Raw genomic sequence first — 18505 nt, 5'->3', positions numbered from 1 at the left:
AAACACCCTTTCTTTTCTCAAGTTGTATATATTTCTGTTTAAAATAACAGTTTATTTTCATTAGGATTTTTTTAGTTCACCTTAAATATTTGTTTAAAGCGGAGAATTAAGTTTGGAATCCCCTCTTCGACATTTTTTAAACGAGAGGATTTAATTTTGAACTTCCTTTTATGCATTCTTTCATTATAACAAAAAAAGCTACTTACACACACGCACAATCCAACATCTTTTTCCACGTCAAATGTTGGATTACATATCCGAAAAATCAAAAGGGATACTAATAAAAGAAATAGTATTATCTATTTCAACTTTCATAAAAGGAGTGTTTTTCTAATGAAGCAAAATATCGGTACAATAAATGCCCTAATTCGAATTACACTCGGACTTGTCCTCTTCGGTTGTAGTGCAACGAAACTCGTGCGCAAACCTTGGTGCACTTGGTCTAACATTTTGCTATGGATTGGTGCAATGAAAGTTGCAGAGGGAATTGTTCGTTTCTGCCCTATTGTTGAAATGTGGAAATTCGGAAAATACATGAACATGGGGGCATTTAAAATGCCTAGCATGAATTTTGCTGAGAAGGGACATACTAAAGAAGAAGCGAATCAAACTTCCAAGCACGACAAACCACAGTCAAATGGAAGTTATGACGCTTCTGACAAAGAGATTGAGTCAGCGATTGAAGATATAATCCTGGCAAAACCGCTTTGAATCATTTGTCAAGATGCAAGATGCTCTCAAAGGGACTTAGCTGCTGCAGTGGGCGGTTAAGTCTTCTTTATTTTACCACAAAACAGAACATACATTCTTATTTCGAACATTAAAATATACATAATCAATAAAATTCAGAAAATTAGGTGTACACCTCTTGCTTAAAATGATATAAAAGTGATATCATTTTTATATCAGGAGGCGATCATATGAAAGAAAAACAAGTGTTTTATGTTAATGGTTTTCTTGGGATTATTGGAATTTTGATTTTAGCCGCTATCGGTGTATTTTTCCTCGTGCAAGAAATTTTCATAGGAGCAGCATTAACTATTATTTTAGCTGCAGTTCTTGCTACAGGTATTGGTATTGTTCAACCAAATCAAGCAAAAGTCATTACGTTTTTCGGTAATTATTTAGGAACAATTCGTCAAAACGGTTTATTTTTAACGATTCCGTTCGCGTTCCGTCAAACTGTATCATTACGTGTTGAGAACTTTAATAGTAAGAAATTAAAAGTAAATGATGTTGACGGAAATCCAATTGAAATTGCAGCTGTTATCGTCTATAAAGTTGTTGATTCTGCAAAAGCGATGTTCGGCGTTGAACATTATGATCGATTTGTAGAAATTCAAAGCGAAACGGCAATCCGCCACGTTGCAACGAAATATCCTTATGATAATTTCCAAGATGAAACTTGCATTACGTTACGTGGAAATACTGAAGAAATCTCTGAAGAATTAAAACGTGAATTAGAAGCACGCCTTGAAATTGCTGGCGTAGAAGTGTTAGAAACTCGTTTAACACATTTAGCTTATGCAACAGAAATTGCCCATGCAATGCTACAACGCCAACAAGCAAAAGCAGTATTAGCTGCTAGAAAAGAGATTGTTGAAGGTGCTGTGAAGATGGCAAAAGATTCAATCCATATGTTAGATGAAGAAGGCGTACTTGAATTAGATGACGAGCGTAAAGCGAATATGGTGAACAACCTATTAGTTGCCATCGTTTCAGATAAAGGTGCGCAACCAGTTATTAATACAGGAAGCCTATACTAAAAGGTTGTAAATCACTATGGCTAAAAAGAAAAGCTTTCCATTACGTATTGATCCTGAATTACACGCAGTCATCGAAAAATGGGCGAATGATGAGTTTCGTAGCGTCAATGCACACATCGAGTATTTACTTCGAGAAATGGCAAAGCAAAAAGGGAAATTGAAAAAAGATAAAGATGTATAAAAAATCTCGCTGATTTCTCAGCGAGATTTTTTACATATTAGCTTCTCATCATCTCATGCCCAATTGCACGATATCCTATATCACTTCGGTAAAATAGACCATCACTCTCAATTTTACCGATTTCTTTATACACCTTATCTTTCGCTTCTTGTAAACTATTCGCCTTACAAGCAACAAATAGTACACGACCACCGTTTGTTACAAAATCACCATGTTTCATCGCTGTACCTGAATGAAACACAATTACATCTTGCAATGCATCTAGCCCGTTAATAATGTCACCTTTTTTATATAATTCTGGATATCCTTTCGAAGCAAGTACAACGCCAATAACTGCTTCTTCTGACCATTGTAACGTTAGTTCACTCTCATCTAATACAGCGTTACATACATCAACTAAATCATTTTCTAGGCGTGGTAATACAACTTCCGTTTCAGGATCACCAAAGCGAGCGTTAAACTCTATTACCTTTGGACCATCGTTTGTTAAAATAAGTCCCGCATATAAAATCCCTGTAAACGATCGATTTTCTTGGATCATCGCTTTAGCAGTTGGATGCAATACGTTTTTTATCGCCTCTTGAACTGCTGATTCCGGAATTTGTGGTACTGGAGAATATGCACCCATTCCACCTGTATTTGGACCTTTATCTCCATCAAAAGCTCGTTTATGATCTTGCGCGATTACCATCGGATGCACATTTGTTCCATTCACAAATGCCATTAATGAAAATTCTTGTCCATCTAAAAACTCTTCAATAACAACCTTCTTACTTGCTTCACCGAACTTTACATCTTGTAGCATTTCTTTCACAGCCTGTAATGCTTCTTCAAGCGTCATCGCTACTGTTACACCTTTACCAGCAGCTAATCCATCTGCCTTAATAACAATTGGTGCACCAACTTTTTGAATGTACTGTACCGCTTCTTCATAATCTGTAAAAGTTTCATATGCCGCAGTTGGAATATTATATTTTTTCATCAATTCTTTCGTAAAAGCTTTACTACCTTCAATAACAGCAGCCGCTTTATTCGGACCAAATACGCGAAGTCCCTCTTCTGTAAAACGATCAACAATTCCATTCATAAGCGGAATTTCTGGTCCAACGAAAGTTAATTCAACCTTATTCTCTTTAGCAAATAAAACTAATGCATCAAAATCATTTTCATCAATATCAACTGGTGTTGCAACATCGCGCATACCTTCATTGCCCGGTGCTACATACACCTTTTTCACTTTTGTAGATTGTGCAAACTTCCAAGCTAAAGCATGCTCACGCCCACCGCGTCCAATTACTAAAACATTCATATTTCATCCCCCAATACTTAAATAAGTACAAACTAGAAGCTATGCTCCTAGTTTGTTTTCATATCACTGTAAGTTTAAAAAGGAGGATCAAGAGAACCGAGCAGGTCGAGGCGCATTTGCCAGGAGGACACGGAGTGTAGTTTCCCTACATGAGTACCGCACTGGCAATGCAACGACGACATGCGAAGGTTATCTTAACCGGACTTTTAAACATCCATATCAATCAAAGTTTAAAAAGGAGGATTAAGAGAACCGAGCAGGTCGAGGCGCATTTGCCAGGAGGACACGGAGTGTAGTTTTCCTACATGAGTACCGCACTGGCAATGCAACGACGACATGCGAAGGTTATCTTAACCGGACTTTTTAAACATCCTCTATTAGTGTTTGAAATGACGTACGCCAGTGAACACCATCGCAATCCCATACGTATCCGCCACTTTAATAGAATCTTCATCACGGATCGATCCGCCTGGTTGAATGATTGCTGTAATTCCTGCTTTTGCTGCTTCTTCTAATGTATCTGGCATTGGGAAGAAAGCATCAGATGCAAGCGCGCTACCTTGTGCTTTTTCACCAGCTTGTGTAATTGCAATTTTTGCAGAACCTACACGGTTCATCTGTCCCGCACCGACACCAATTGTCATATCATCTTTCGCTAAAACAATTGCATTTGACTTCACATGTTTTACAACTTTCCAAGCTAGTTTTAAATCTTTCCATTCTTGCTCTGAAGGTTCACGTTTTGTTGGAATTGAAATTGTACTTTCATCTAATGATAACGTATCTTCCTCTTGAACAAGAAGTCCGCCTTGTACAGAAGTTAGTTTTTTGCTCGCACTTGTCGATTTTTCAATATTTACAGTTAGTAAACGTAAGTTTTTCTTACTTTGCAACACTTCCAAAGCTTCTTTTGAGAAAGAAGGTGCAATAATAATTTCTAAGAAAATTTCATGTAACTTTTCAGCTGTAGATTTGTCAATCTCACGATTCGCTGCAATAATCCCTCCAAAGATTGATACTGGATCCGCTTCATAAGCACGTGTGTATGCTTCATGAATATCAGTTCCTACTCCAACACCACATGGATTCATATGTTTTACTGCTACTACTGCTGGTTCTGTAAATTCTTTTACAATGCTAAGTGCTGCATCTGCATCATTAATATTGTTATATGATAATTCTTTACCATGTAATTGTTCTGCGTATGCAACAGAAGAAGTTGCTGCAAATGGCGCTTTATAGAAAGTTGCCTTTTGATGTGGGTTCTCGCCATAACGTAAGTCTTGCTTTTTCTCAAATGTCACAGTTAATGTTTCTGGGCTTTCTTCACCCATTTGCTCTGTTAAGTAGTTAGAGATTAACGCATCATATGCTGCTGTATGGCGGAATACTTTCGCTGCTAATTTACGTTTCGTTTCTTCTTTTACTTCACCGTTCTCTTCCAGTTCTGCTAATACAACATCGTAATCTACTGGATCTACAATTACCGATACAAATTTGTGATTTTTCGCAGCAGAGCGAATCATTGTTGGGCCACCAATATCAATATTTTCAATTGCATCAGCAAATGTTACATCAGGCTTAGCGATTGTTTCTTTGAATGGGTATAAGTTAACGACAACAAAATCAATTGGCTCTATACCTAACTCATTCATTTGTGCTACATGCGTTTCATTATCGCGAACTGCTAATAGACCACCATGAATATTTGGATGTAATGTTTTCACACGACCATCCATAATTTCTGGGAAACCAGTTACTTCAGAAATACCGATTACTTGTAAGCCGTTTTCTTCTAGTAATTTTTTTGTACCGCCTGTTGATATAACTTCGATTCCTTGTTCTAGTAAACCTTTAACAAATTCTACTACTCCTGTTTTATCTGAAACACTTACTAATGCACGCTGTTTCATTTACCCTTCACCCCTGGTTGTATGTTAGTTAACAGTTGGTTCTTTCGTAGATTGAACAATTTGATTCACTGTATTTACGTATAATTTATGTTCAACTTGTTGAATTTTCTTTTGTAAGCTTTCTCTCGTATCCCCTTCAGAAACAACTACTGCTTCTTGTGCAATAATTGGCCCTGTATCCATACCTGCGTCTACATAATGAATCGTTACTCCAGTTACTTTCACACCTGCTTCTAACGCTTGACCAACAGCATCTTTCCCTGGAAAACTCGGTAATAGTGATGGATGAATATTAATAATCCTTCCGCCGTAAGCTTCTAGTAAAGTTGGTCCAATTAAACGCATATATCCAGCTAAAATAACATAATCAATTTCATACTCTTCTAGCTTCTTTAATATCTCTTTTTCAAACGCTTCTTTTGACTCATATGCTTTCGCTGAAAAAGCGAAACACGGGATATGATGATAATGTGCTCGCCCAACAGCGCGTGCTTCTGGTTTATCACATACTAATAAACTAATTTCTGCATCCAATCTTTTTTCTTCTACTGCATTAACGAGAGATTGAAAGTTAGATCCGCTTCCAGAAGCAAAAACTGCTAATCTACTCATAGCGCTGTGCCTCCATTAAAAGTAACGCCAGCTCCTTGTACAGTGCGTCCAATAATACGAGCAGTTTCTCCTTGCTCTTCAAGAAGACGAACAACATCTTTTGCATCTTCTTCCTTCACCGCTACTACCATACCAATACCCATGTTAAAAATATTGAACATTTCTTTCTCTTCCAGCTTGCCAACTTCTTGAAGTAAACTAAAAATCGGCTGAATTTCCCAAGATCCTAATTCAATTTCTGCACCGATTTCTTCTGGTAACATACGTGGAATATTTTCAATGAATCCGCCACCTGTAATATGTGCCATACCGTATACTTCATATTTCTTCAATAGTTCTAAAATAGGTTTGACATAAATTTTCGTTGGTTTTAATAATTCTTCACCAAGAGGTAGCTCTAAGCGTCCGTAAATGCGATCTAAAGATAGTTCTCCATCTTCTAGTAATACTTTTCGTACTAAAGAATAACCGTTACTATGAATACCGCTAGATGCTAAGCCAATTAATACGTGACCAGCTTCAATATTTTCACCCGTTACAATTTTCTTTTTATCAACGATCCCAACTGTAAAACCAGCTAAATCGTATTCTTCTGTAGAATACATTCCTGGCATTTCAGCTGTTTCTCCACCAATTAAAGCACAACCTGCTTGGCGACAGCCCTCTGATATACCTTTGACGATGTTTTCAATTTTACTAGGTTCAGCTTTACCACAAGCAATATAATCAAGGAAGAAAAGCGGCTCTGCTCCTTGGACAACAATATCATTTACACACATTGCTACCGCATCAATACCAATTGTGTCATGTTTATCTGCCATAAAAGCGAGCATCAATTTCGTTCCCACGCCATCTGTTCCAGATACTAATACAGGTTCTTCTAATGCAAATTTTGATAGGTCAAACATACCTCCAAAACCGCCTAAACCGCCTAGTACTTCTTTTCTCATTGTTGTTTGTACGTGTTTTTTCATGCGAGATACCGCTTCATATCCAGCTTCAATATCTACTCCTGCTTGCTTATATGCATTCGCCATCGTTATCTACACCTCGTCTTTTAATTTCTCCCTATCCTGTGCGGGCCGTTTTAAGAAAGAAGCTAGCTTCTACATCAAAAAGAAGTAGAAGCTTTTTTCTTCTTATTTCATACTTTCTAAAAGCTCTTGCTCATAATCATAAAGAGCTGTTGGATAATCTCCATTGAAGTACGCCATACATAGGCCACCGTATTTCCCTTCATATGGACGTCCAATTGCATCTACTAATCCATCTTCACTTAAAAATGTTAATGAGTCTGCACCGATCATTTCACGAATTTCTTCTACCGTATGATTTGCTGCAATTAATTCTTTTCTCGTTTGAATATCAATGCCATAGAAACATGGATATTTCAAAGGTGGTGAAGCTATTCTTACGTGAACTTCTGTCGCTCCAGCCTCGCGAAGCATACGAACAATTCGTTTACTCGTTGTTCCTCGTACGATAGAATCATCAATCATAACAACTCGTTTTCCTTCAACTACACCTCTTACTGCTGAAAGCTTCATCTTAACCCCTTGCTCTCGCAGTTCCTGAGAAGGTTGAATAAACGTACGTCCAACGTAACGATTTTTAATTAATCCTAACTCATATGGAATACCTGTCGCCTCCGCATAACCAATTGCTGCTGAAATGCTAGAGTCTGGTACACCAGTAACAACATCAGCTTCAATAGGAGCTTCTGCCGCCAAACGTTTCCCCATGTTTTTACGTGCTGCATGGACATTAACACCAGCGATATTTGAATCTGGGCGTGCGAAGTAAATGTATTCCATACTGCAAATTGCATGTTCTACATCATTTGTAAAACGATCTACGTGAATTCCCTCATCATTAATGATAAGTAATTCACCCGGTTCTACATCACGAATGTATGTTGCACCTACTACATCAAAAGCACATGTTTCTGATGCTACAACGTAAGCATCTCCCATCTTTCCAATTGAAAGGGGACGGAATCCATTTGGATCTAGCGCAACAATCATTTCATTTCCAGTTAGTAAAAGATATGCAAACGCACCTTTCACTTTATTTAGAGCTTCTTTTACACTTTCAATTAACGAACCTTTCGTACTACGTTTAATAAGGTGTAAAAGTACTTCTGTATCTGAACTTGTTTGAAAAATACTTCCCTCTGCCTCTAATTCGCGGCGAAGCATTTTTGCATTAATTAAATTCCCGTTATGAGCTAATGCCATACTATGATCAGAAAAACGGAATAGTAATGGTTGAACGTTAGCCACTTCACTTCCACCAGCCGTCGCGTATCGTACGTGTCCGATTGCTGATTTCCCGTTCAATCCTTCTAGCTCTCCTCTTGAAAACACTTCCGATATTAAACCTAACCCCTTGTGACCGACGATTTTTTCTCCATTATTTACGACAATGCCTGCGCCTTCTTGCCCACGATGCTGTAAACTGTGCAATCCGTAGTATGAAACTTGTGCCGCATTTTCATGCCCCCAAATTCCGAAAACGCCACATTCTTCGTTTAACCCCTTTATTTCAGCAAGCATGGGATTGCCCCTTTCCAAGCCTTTCTCATTTCATCTACATTTGCTGTAAGTAATACTTCATTTTCTTCATTATGAATTGTCACTTCATTTGTATTTGTTACTTCTCCAACTTGAATTGCTTCTACCGCTTTCTCAAACGCTTCTTTATTTTCACGTTTTACAGTTATCACAAAGCGAGATTGCGATTCCGCAAATAATGCCGCTGTTGCTTCCCCGTCTAATTTCACAGTAGCACCTAAGCCGTTAGCACCAATTGCACTTTCTGAAATTGCAACTGCTAAACCACCTTCAGCAACGTCATGTGCAGATTGAACAAGGCCAGCTTGAATTGCTGCTAATACTTGTTTTTGACGTTTTAATTCTACGTCTAGATCGATACTTGGTGATTGGCCGAAAATTTTGCCGTGAAGCATTTTCTGTAATTCACTTCCACCAAACTCAGCTTTCGTCTCTCCGATAATATAAACTAAATCGCCAGCTTGCTTAAATTCTTGTGTTGTTACATGTTTTAAGTCATGTACTAGTCCGACCATCCCAACTGTCGGTGTTGGATATACCGCTTCACCACTACGTTCGTTATACATTGATACGTTTCCGCCTATAACTGGTGTTTGTAATGTGCGACAAGCTTCACTCATACCATCTACTGATTTCTCAATTTGCCAGAAGATTTCTGGTTTCTCTGGATTACCGAAGTTTAAGCAATCTGTAATTGCAAGTGGCTCTCCTCCAGAACATACGATATTACGTGCTGCCTCTGCTACTGCAATTTTACCGCCCATTTCTGGATCTAAATAAATGTAGCGAGAGTTACAATCTGTCGTCATTGCTAATCCTTTTTCTGTACCGCGTACACGTACAACTGCTGCATCTGAACCCGGTGTAACAACTGTGCTTGTGCGCACTTGATAATCATATTGATCATAAACCCACTCTTTACTTGCAATCGTCGGTTGTTGTAATAGAGCGAATAACGTTTCTTTATAATTTTCTACTTTTGGTGTTTCCATTTTCATCTGCTGGAATTCAGCAAAGTATGCTGCTTCTTGTGATGGTTTATGATAAATTGGCGCTTCTTCTGCAAGAGCATCCGCTGGTACTTCAGCTACCATTTCACCTTTATGGAATAAACGAAGCATTTTGTCTTCCGTTACTTTCCCCATCGTAACGGCTGCAAGACCATACTTCTCAAATAAATCTACTATCTCTTGCTCTCTACCTTTTTTCACAACAATTAACATACGCTCTTGTGATTCAGATAGCATCATTTCATATGGTGTCATTCCTGTTTCTCGTTGTGGTACATCATCTAAGTACATTTCAATACCCATTCCTGCTTTACTTGCCATTTCTGCAGAAGATGATGTTAAACCAGCTGCACCCATATCTTGAATTCCAACAAGTGCATCCGATTGAATAAGTTCTAAACAAGCTTCAATAAGAAGTTTCTCCATAAATGGATCTCCTACTTGAACTGCTGGACGCTTCGCTTCTGAGCTTTCAGATAACTCTTCAGATGCGAATGTAGCACCGTGGATACCATCACGACCAGTTGATGCTCCTACGTACATTACTGTGTTTCCAGCACCGTGCGCTTGCCCTTTTTTAATGTCTTCGTGGTTAATTAAGCCTACGCACATTGCATTTACAAGTGGATTTCCTTCATAACATGGATCAAACTGTACTTCGCCGCCAACAGTCGGAATACCGATACAGTTACCGTATCCCGCAATTCCTGCTACTACTTCTTCGAATAAGTATTTCACACGTGGTGATTGTAATTCTCCAAATCGAAGTGAGTTTAATAGAGCTACTGGACGTGCTCCCATAGAGAATACGTCACGAATAATACCGCCAACACCTGTTGCTGCTCCTTGATATGGCTCAATAGCAGAAGGGTGGTTATGACTTTCCATTTTAAATACAACCGCTTGATTATCACCGATGTCTACAATTCCAGCACCTTCCCCAGGCCCTTGCAAGACTCGCTCACCTGTTGTTGGGAATTTTCGAAGTACTGGTTTTGAATTTTTATAACTACAATGTTCAGACCACATAACAGAGAATAATCCTGTTTCTGTATAATTTGGCAGACGGCCTAAAATCTTTTCAACCATGGCGAACTCTTCGTCTGTTAGCCCCATTTCCGCATATATGCGCTCTTCTTTAATTTGTGTTGGATTTGGTTCAAGCATTAACGACATATGTTTCCCTCCACTGTTTTAAGATAGATTGAAAGACTTTTAACCCTTCAGCACCGCCAAGTAATTCATCTACAGCACGCTCTGGGTGTGGCATCATACCCAGTACATTTCCTTTTTCGTTTACAATACCAGCAATATCTGAAACGCTTCCGTTCGGGTTTTCTACGTAACGGAATGCGATTTGATTATTCTCTTCTAATTGTTTAAGAGTCTCTTCATCACAATAGTAATTCCCCTCACCATGTGCAATTGGAATATTGATTACTTCATCTTTTTCATATTGTGATGTAAACATTGTTTCATTATTTTCAACACGTAACTGAACTGTTCGACACATAAATTTTAAGTTTTCATTTCTCATTAATGCTCCTGGTAATAATCCTGATTCAACAAGAATCTGGAATCCATTACATACACCTAAAATTGGCTTTCCTTGCTCAGCAGCTTTCTGTACTGCTTTCATTGCATTCGCAAAGCGAGAAATAGCACCGCAGCGTAAGTAGTCACCATAAGAGAAACCACCTGGTAGTAGAATTGCATCATATTCATCTAAATTCTCTGTATCGTGCCAAACATAATCTACTTCTTCGCCAAGCTCATCTTTAATTGCATGGAACATATCGACATCACAGTTCGAACCTGGAAATACTATTACGGCAAATTTCACTGTGCGACAACCTCCTCAACTTCATAACGGAAGTCTTCCATTACAACGTTTGCTAATAGTTTTTCACACATTTCCTTTACCTTGCTATCTAAGTCAGTTACCGATTTATCAATTGTTAGTTCCATGTACTTTCCAATTCGAACATCTTGTACTTCTGTGAATGAAAGGCTATGAAGTGCTCCTTTTACTGCTGTTCCTTGTGGATCTAATACGCTTGCTCTTAATGTTACATATACCTTAACTTTATACATGTGAAATTCCCCCTAAACGTTTTAAAATCTCTTCATAAGCATCTGTTAAATTTCCAAGATCACGACGGAATACGTCTTTATCAAACTTCTCATTGCTCGTTTCATCCCATAAACGGCAAGTATCTGGTGAAATTTCATCTGCTAAAATGATTTCTCCTTCATCCGTTACACCAAACTCTAATTTGAAATCTACTAATCTTACACGACAGCTTGCGAAATGATCAATCAACACTTGATTGATTTGTAGAGCCATATCTCGTAATACGCTTACTTGCTCTGGCGATGCAACGTTTAATACACGAATATGATCTTCCGTTACAAGCGGATCTCCTAAATCATCATCTTTGAAGTAAAATTCTACGATTGGTTCTGCAAGTACAGTTCCCTCTTCCATTCCTAATCGTTTTGAAAGACTTCCTGCAATTACATTTCTTGTGACAACTTCTAAAGGAATAATACTCACTTTTTTAACAAGTTGTTCTGTTTCAGATAGCTTCTCAACAAAGTGTGTTTTAATTCCTACTTCTTGTAACTTTCTGAACAATAAAGTTGTAATCTCATTGTTCAAACGACCTTTTCCTGTAATCGTCTCTTTTTTCTCCCCATTGAAAGCAGTCGCACTATCTTTGTACTCTACCCAAACCATATCTGCTGATTCTGTACGATAAATTCTTTTTGCCTTACCTTCATACAGCAATTCTAGCTTTTGCATTTCGCAAGCCCCCTGTAGTTTGAAAAATGTGAATAATGTTTTTATAAAGAATGGCACAGAATGACTCTATTCTGTGCCATATGAAATTTTACGCTTCGTTTAATCCAAGGCGTTCAAAGATTGTATCAACGTGTTGCATATGATGCTCATAGTTGAAGCATTCATTAATTTCTTCTTGTGTTAACTTGCTCGTAATACGCTCATCAGCTTCTACAAGCTCTTTAAATTGTACTTGTGTTTCCCAAGCTTCCATTGCTTTAGGTTGTACGATATCGTAAGCTTCTTCACGCACCATACCTTTGTCAATTAACGTAAGCATTACGCGCTGAGAATAAATTAAGCCGTATGTTCTTGTCATATTACGTTTCATATTCTCTGGGTATACAGTTAAGTTTTTAACAATATTACCAAAGCGGTTTAGCATGTAATTTAACGCGATTGTAGCATCTGGTAAAATTACGCGTTCTGCTGAAGAGTGAGAAATATCACGCTCATGCCATAATGGAACATTCTCATAAGCTGTCATCATATAACCGCGGATAACACGAGCTAAACCAGTCATATTTTCAGATCCAATTGGATTACGCTTATGCGGCATTGCAGAAGAACCTTTTTGACCTTTTGCGAAAGCTTCTTCAACTTCACGTGTTTCACTCTTTTGTAAACCACGAATCTCAACTGCCATCTTTTCGATAGACGTTGCGATTAATGCAAGTGTTGACATGTAATGTGCATGGCGATCACGTTGCAATGTTTGTGTTGAAATTGGTGCTGCTTCTAATCCTAAGTTTTCACAAACATACTTTTCTACGAATGGATCGATATTTGCATATGTACCAACCGCACCAGATAATTTACCAACACGAACTGTATTAGCAGCTTGTTTGAAACGCTCTACGTTACGTTTCATTTCTTCATACCAAAGACCAAGTTTTAAACCGAATGTTGTTGGTTCTGCATGAACACCGTGTGTTCTTCCCATCATGATCGTGTATTTATGCTCTTTCGCTTTGTTAGCTAAAATACTTACAAAGTTTTCTAAGTCTTTTAATATGATTTCATTCGCTTGTTTTAAAATGTAAGATAACGCTGTATCTACTACGTCTGTAGATGTTAAACCGTAATGAATCCATTTACGTTCCTCGCCTAATGCTGGTGTTTCTGATACAGCACGAGTGAATGCAACTACGTCATGACGTGTCTCTTTTTCAATCTCATAAATACGATCAATATCAAATGATGCATGCTCACGAATTTTTTTAACATCTTCTTTCGGAATATCGCCAAGCTCAGCCCATGCTTCACAAGCTAAAATCTCAACTTCTAACCACGCTTTAAATTTGTTCTCTTCCGTCCAAATTGCACCCATTTCTGGGCGTGTATAACGACTAATCATCTTTTTCCCTCCAACAGTTGTTCTTGATGGTCCCAAATATGCAAACTCTTCGCTTTTTCTAGAGCGACTTCAATATTATCATTTAAAATATTAACATGCCCCATTTTTCGCTGCGCTTTTGCTTCTTCTTTTCCATACAAGTGTAAATAGCACCCGGTTAATCTATTCACTTGTCTTAGGACCCCTTCTATATGTTCGCCTAAAATGTTTACCATGACAACTGGTTTTAACAAATTTGTTTCTCCAAGAGGTAAATTACAGATTGCTCGAATATGTTGGCCGAATTGACTCGTTTCACATGCATCCTGTGTATAGTGTCCTGAATTGTGAGGTCTTGGTGCTAATTCATTAATGTAAATCTCACCATCAGCTGTAGCAAACATCTCTACCGCTAGTGTTCCCACAAGTTCTAGTTCATCCGCAAGCACTTTTGCATAAGCAATAGCTTTTTGAGAAAGTTCTTCTGTAATGCGAGCTGGAACGATGGATTCATGCAAAATGTTATTTACATGAATATTTTCCGCTACCGGAAATACTTTCGTTTCACCACTTACACTACGAATGACAATAACTGATACTTCTTTTTCAAAAGGCACCCATTTCTCTAAAATACACTCTGCCGCATTCGCAAGCTCTCGCGCTGTATCAACGTCAGCCTCACTTCTTAAAACAACTTGCCCTTTCCCATCATATCCGCCTGTCGTCGTTTTTAAGACGGAAGGATATGATAACTCAGCGATTGCTTCAGTAAGCTGACCTTGATTTTGAACTACTCTATACGTTGCTACTGGTAACCCTGCTTTCTCAATCGCATTCTTTTCTGTAAAACGATTTTGCGTTTTACTTAACAACTGACTGCCTTGCGGTAAGTAAGCATGTTTTTCAAGCCATTGTAAACATCTATAATCAATATTCTCAAATTCATATGTGACAACATCACTGATCTCTGCTAAATGCTGAATTGCTTTTAAATCGTCATATGATGCAACAATTTCAATATCAGCAACTTGTGCACATGGTGAGTTTTTTGTAGGATCTAAAACAGCAATTTTATATCCCATCTCCTTAGCCGCCAATGCCATCATTCTTCCTAGCTGGCCGCCTCCAATAATACCGATTGTTTTTCCAGGTAAAATGATTCTCGTCATACTAGCTCACTACCTTCGCGCACATCTTTTTCAATTGCTTCTCTTCTCAATTCTAATGCATCATATATGTCATCATGGAATGATCCAAGTATTTGTGCAGCAAGTAAACCAGCATTTGTTGAACCAGCCTTACCAATTGCAACAGTTGCAACTGGAACCCCTCCTGGCATTTGGACGATGGATAATAATGAATCTAAGCCGTTTAACGCTTTTGATTGAACTGGAACTCCGATTACAGGAAGATTCGTCTTCGCTGCAACCATTCCTGGTAAATGTGCTGCTCCACCAGCTCCAGCAATAATAACTTTCAATCCACGTTCACGAGCCGTCTCTGCATATTCAAACATATAATCCGGAGTCCGATGAGCGGATACAACTTTTTTCTCATACGGTATATTTAATTCATCTAAAATGTCACAAGCATATTTCATTGTTTCCCAGTCTGACGTGCTTCCCATTATGACTCCAACTAGTGATTTCATATTAGAATCCCCCCGATTCAAATAAAAAAAGCCTGAAATAGAACAGTTTCTCTTTTACTATGAGAGAAAGCGCTCTACTCAGGCATACGTATCCCTTGTGAATAGAAAAATACCGAGTGACTTTCCCTCATAGTCTAACGAATAACGGTCGTTAGGTAGAGACTTGCAGGCCATATCCCCGCGATTATATGAGGTCTTATATATTATTCTTTCTATGGCTATATTAACAATATTTCATAAACAATGTCAACAAATAATCGAATGTTTTTTTATTACTCACCAATAACGTTCGTGTTTTAGTTATATTCAAAAGAATAATTGTAACTATATGCAAGAAGGATAAGCAATTAGAATATATATTTCTGGAGATCTATCATATACATAACGGTTTGTATATTAATTCCGTATGCTTTTATATAAAGTGAAACTTTAATCAACCTTCACCAATCGGGCTTTTACGGGCAGTTGATCCCCCACCTAGCTTCTTTGCTTCCGCTGAAATTTGAGGTGGGGGTCTTACTGCCCGTTAATGCGGAATAAAGCATATCGTTTCTATTCCTTTGTATCGCATTCATTACTGTAATGATTGAATACTTATTTTCATTCTTATATCATCCCGCTTTTCTTACTCTCATTATGTAAAATATATACTTGTAGTAAGAAATAACAGTTACCCTCAATAGCCTCATTTTCATTCTTTTCTCTCATTAAGATTACTGAATTTACGGATTATGTCATTTGATATATATAAATAAACACAAAAAAACCTAAGTCGAAACGACTTAGGTTTTTGCTTGGCGACGTCCTACTCTCACAGGGACAAGGTCCCAACTACCATCGGCGCTAGAGAGCTTAACTTCCGTGTTCGGTATGGGAACGGGTGTGACCTCTCTGCCATCATCACCAAACTATGAAGGCATATTCCTTCAAAACTAGATAACATTTGCTACATATTATATGGTTAAGTCCTCGATCTATTAGTATTCGTCAGCTCCACATGTCACCATGCTTCCACCTCGAACCTATCAACCTGATCATCTTTCAGGGATCTTACTAGCTTACGCTATGGGAAATCTCATCTTGAGGGGGGCTTCATGCTTAGATGCTTTCAGCACTTATCCCTTCCGCACATAGCTACCCAGCTATGCCCTTGGCAGAACAACTGGTACACCAGCGGTGCGTCCATCCCGGTCCTCTCGTACTAAGGACAGCTCCTCTCAAATTTCCTACGCCCACGACGGATAGGGACCGAACTGTCTCACGACGTTCTGAACCCAGCTCGCGTACCGCTTTAATGGGCGAACAGCCCAACCCTTGGGACCGACTACAGCCCCAGGATGCGATGAGCCGACATCGAGGTGCCAAACCTCCCCGTCGATGTGGACTCTTGGGGGAGATAAGCCTGTTATCCCCGGGGTAGCTTTTATCCGTTGAGCGATGGCCCTTCCATGCGGAACCACCGGATCACTAAGCCCGACTTTCGTCCCTGCTCGACTTGTAGGTCTCGCAGTCAAGCTCCCTTATGCCTTTGCACTCTACGAATGATTTCCAACCATTCTGAGGGAACCTTTGGGCGCCTCCGTTACACTTTAGGAGGCGACCGCCCCAGTCAAACTGCCCACCTGACACTGTCTCCCGGGTCGATAAGACCCGTAGGTTAGAATTTCAATACAGTCAGGGCGGTATCCCACCAGCGCCTCCACCGAAGCTAGCGCTCCGGTTTCAAAGGCTCCCGCCTATCCTGTACAAACTGTACCAAAATTCAATATCAGGCTACAGTAAAGCTCCACGGGGTCTTTCCGTCCTGTCGCGGGTAACCTGCATCTTCACAGGTACTATAATTTCACCGAGTCTCTGGTTGAGACAGTGCCCAAATCGTTACACCTTTCGTGCGGGTCGGAACTTACCCGACAAGGAATTTCGCTACCTTAGGACCGTTATAGTTACGGCCGCCGTTTACTGGGGCTTCAGTTCAGAGCTTCGCTTACGCTAACCCCTCTCCTTAACCTTCCAGCACCGGGCAGGTGTCACCCCCTATACTTCGCCTTACGGCTTCGCAGAGAGCTGTGTTTTTGCTAAACAGTCGCTTGGGCCTATTCACTGCGGCTTTCCGTTAAGAAAGCACCCCTTCTCCCGAAGTTACGGGGTCATTTTGCCGAGTTCCTTAACCAGAGTTCTCTCGCACACCTTAGGATTCTCTCCTCGCCTACCTGTGTCGGTTTGCGGTACAGGCACCTTTTATCTCGCTAGAAGCTTTTCTTGGCAGCGGGGAATCAAAGACTTCGCTCCATAAGGAGCTTCCCCATCACAGCTCAGCCTTTACAATAAGCGGATTTGCCTACTTATCAGCCTAACTGCTTGGACGTGCACAACCAATCGCACGCTTCTTCTATCCTTCTGCGTCCCTCCATTGCTCAAACGATAAAGAGGTGGTACAGGAATATCAACCTGTTGTCCATCGCCTACGCCTGTCGGCCTCGGCTTAGGTCCTGACTAACCCTGAGCGGACGAGCCTTCCTCAGGAAACCTTAGGCATTCGGTGGACGGGATTCTCACCCGTCTTTCGCTACTCATACCGGCATTCTCACTTCTAAGCACTCCACCAGTCCTTCCGGTCTGACTTCACTGTCCTTAGAACGCTCCCCTACCACTGATACCATTCGGTATCAATCCGCAGCTTCGGTGGTGTATTTAGCCCCGGTACATTTTCGGCGCAGAGTCACTCGACTAGTGAGCTATTACGCACTCTTTAAATGGTGGCTGCTTCTAAGCCAACATCCTAGTTGTCTAAGCAACTCCACATCCTTTTCCACTTAATACACACTTTGGGACCTTAGCTGGCGGTCTGGGCTGTTTCCCTTTTGACTACGGATCTTATCACTCGCAGTCTGACTCCTAAGGATAAGTCATTGGCATTCGGAGTTTGACTGAATTCGGTAATCCGATGAGGACCCCTAGTCCAATCAGTGCTCTACCTCCAAGACTCTTACACTTAAGGCTAGCCCTAAAGCTATTTCGGGGAGAACCAGCTATCTCCAGGTTCGATTGGAATTTCTCCGCTACCCACACCTCATCCCCGCACTTTTCAACGTGCGTGGGTTCGGGCCTCCATTCAGTGTTACCTGAACTTCACCCTGGACATGGGTAGATCACCTGGTTTCGGGTCTACGACCACGTACTAAACGCCCTATTCAGACTCGCTTTCGCTGCGGCTCCGCCTCTTCAGCTTAACCTCGCACGGGATCGTAACTCGCCGGTTCATTCTACAAAAGGCACGCCATCACCCGTTAACGGGCTCTGACTATTTGT

General features: G+C 39.9%; 15 protein-coding genes, 2 rRNA genes and 1 riboswitch (1 of these 18 cut by a window edge). Of the genes, 3 read left to right on the top strand and 14 right to left on the bottom strand.

The window, feature by feature from the left end:
• Positions 1-333 precede the first annotated feature (333 nt).
• The 3 genes from EGX95_RS28105 (at position 334) to EGX95_RS28095 (ending at position 1947) form a co-directional block, all read left to right on the top strand.
• The gene (locus EGX95_RS28105) at positions 334-711 is read left to right on the top strand and encodes a YgaP family membrane protein (RefSeq protein ID WP_002026867.1); all 378 of its coding nucleotides are present in this window, start codon (positions 334-336) and stop codon (positions 709-711) included.
• Between the two features lie 209 nt (positions 712-920).
• Positions 921-1766 (top strand): SPFH domain-containing protein, encoded by an 846-nt coding sequence (locus EGX95_RS28100; protein ID WP_000660683.1) that lies wholly within the window; start codon positions 921-923, stop codon positions 1764-1766.
• A 16-nt stretch (positions 1767-1782) separates the two neighbouring features.
• On the top strand, positions 1783-1947 hold the full coding sequence (locus EGX95_RS28095; protein WP_001085173.1) for a type II toxin-antitoxin system antitoxin: 165 nt from the start codon (positions 1783-1785) through the stop codon (positions 1945-1947).
• Positions 1948-1984: 37 nt separating this feature from the next.
• On the opposite strand, the gene purD is transcribed toward EGX95_RS28095, so the two are convergent.
• The 14 genes from purD to EGX95_RS28020 all read right to left on the bottom strand — a co-directional run.
• Positions 1985-3256: a phosphoribosylamine--glycine ligase gene (gene purD, locus EGX95_RS28090; protein WP_001101990.1), complete on the bottom strand. Its 1272-nt coding sequence runs from the start codon at positions 3254-3256 to the stop codon at positions 1985-1987.
• A 377-nt stretch (positions 3257-3633) separates the two neighbouring features.
• Positions 3634-5169 (bottom strand): bifunctional phosphoribosylaminoimidazolecarboxamide formyltransferase/IMP cyclohydrolase, encoded by a 1536-nt coding sequence (gene purH, locus EGX95_RS28080; protein WP_000813481.1) that lies wholly within the window; start codon positions 5167-5169, stop codon positions 3634-3636.
• A gap of 24 nt (positions 5170-5193) precedes the next feature.
• Positions 5194-5781 carry a phosphoribosylglycinamide formyltransferase gene (gene purN / locus EGX95_RS28075; RefSeq protein WP_000088580.1) on the bottom strand — a complete coding sequence of 196 codons (588 nt, stop codon included), beginning with the start codon at positions 5779-5781 and terminating at the stop codon, positions 5194-5196.
• Entirely contained in the window at positions 5778-6818 is a 1041-nt protein-coding gene (purM, locus tag EGX95_RS28070; protein WP_001262449.1) for a phosphoribosylformylglycinamidine cyclo-ligase, read from the bottom strand. Before purM ends, purN begins: the two co-directional genes overlap by 4 nt.
• A 102-nt stretch (positions 6819-6920) precedes the next feature.
• Complete coding sequence (gene purF, locus EGX95_RS28065) at positions 6921-8336, bottom strand: amidophosphoribosyltransferase (protein WP_000879038.1); 1416 nt, start codon at positions 8334-8336, stop codon at positions 6921-6923.
• On the bottom strand, positions 8321-10540 hold the full coding sequence (gene purL / locus EGX95_RS28060; protein WP_000055586.1) for a phosphoribosylformylglycinamidine synthase II: 2220 nt from the start codon (positions 10538-10540) through the stop codon (positions 8321-8323). The genes purF and purL overlap by 16 nt, the downstream gene beginning before the upstream one ends.
• Positions 10524-11207, bottom strand: coding sequence for a phosphoribosylformylglycinamidine synthase subunit PurQ (gene purQ / locus EGX95_RS28055; RefSeq protein WP_000666779.1), 684 nt, complete (start codon positions 11205-11207; stop codon positions 10524-10526). Before purQ ends, purL begins: the two co-directional genes overlap by 17 nt.
• Complete coding sequence (gene purS, locus EGX95_RS28050; RefSeq protein WP_123805790.1) at positions 11204-11458, bottom strand: phosphoribosylformylglycinamidine synthase subunit PurS; 255 nt, start codon at positions 11456-11458, stop codon at positions 11204-11206. Before purS ends, purQ begins: the two co-directional genes overlap by 4 nt.
• The gene (gene purC / locus EGX95_RS28045) at positions 11451-12170 is read right to left on the bottom strand and encodes a phosphoribosylaminoimidazolesuccinocarboxamide synthase (RefSeq protein WP_001170542.1); all 720 of its coding nucleotides are present in this window, start codon (positions 12168-12170) and stop codon (positions 11451-11453) included. The genes purS and purC overlap by 8 nt, the downstream gene beginning before the upstream one ends.
• A gap of 88 nt (positions 12171-12258) precedes the next feature.
• Positions 12259-13566, bottom strand: coding sequence for an adenylosuccinate lyase (purB, locus tag EGX95_RS28040; protein ID WP_000625677.1), 1308 nt, complete (start codon positions 13564-13566; stop codon positions 12259-12261).
• On the bottom strand, positions 13563-14714 hold the full coding sequence (gene purK, locus EGX95_RS28035; RefSeq protein WP_000196805.1) for a 5-(carboxyamino)imidazole ribonucleotide synthase: 1152 nt from the start codon (positions 14712-14714) through the stop codon (positions 13563-13565). Before purK ends, purB begins: the two co-directional genes overlap by 4 nt.
• Positions 14711-15196 carry a 5-(carboxyamino)imidazole ribonucleotide mutase gene (gene purE, locus EGX95_RS28030; RefSeq protein WP_000839371.1) on the bottom strand — a complete coding sequence of 162 codons (486 nt, stop codon included), beginning with the start codon at positions 15194-15196 and terminating at the stop codon, positions 14711-14713. Before purE ends, purK begins: the two co-directional genes overlap by 4 nt.
• Before the next feature lie 110 nt (positions 15197-15306).
• Positions 15307-15408, bottom strand: a riboswitch (purine riboswitch).
• Between the two features lie 580 nt (positions 15409-15988).
• Positions 15989-16104: ribosomal RNA gene (gene rrf / locus EGX95_RS28025) — 5S ribosomal RNA — on the bottom strand.
• Positions 16105-16153: 49 nt separating this feature from the next.
• A 23S ribosomal RNA gene (locus EGX95_RS28020) occupies positions 16154-18505 on the bottom strand (it continues 571 nt past the right edge of the window).

This window comes from Bacillus sp. FDAARGOS_527, from assembly GCF_003812125.1.
In the GTDB taxonomy this organism is placed as follows: domain Bacteria; phylum Bacillota; class Bacilli; order Bacillales; family Bacillaceae_G; genus Bacillus_A; species Bacillus_A paranthracis.
Note: the sequence above shows the minus strand (reverse complement) of the source record. Positions and strands in the feature narration are given on the sequence as shown.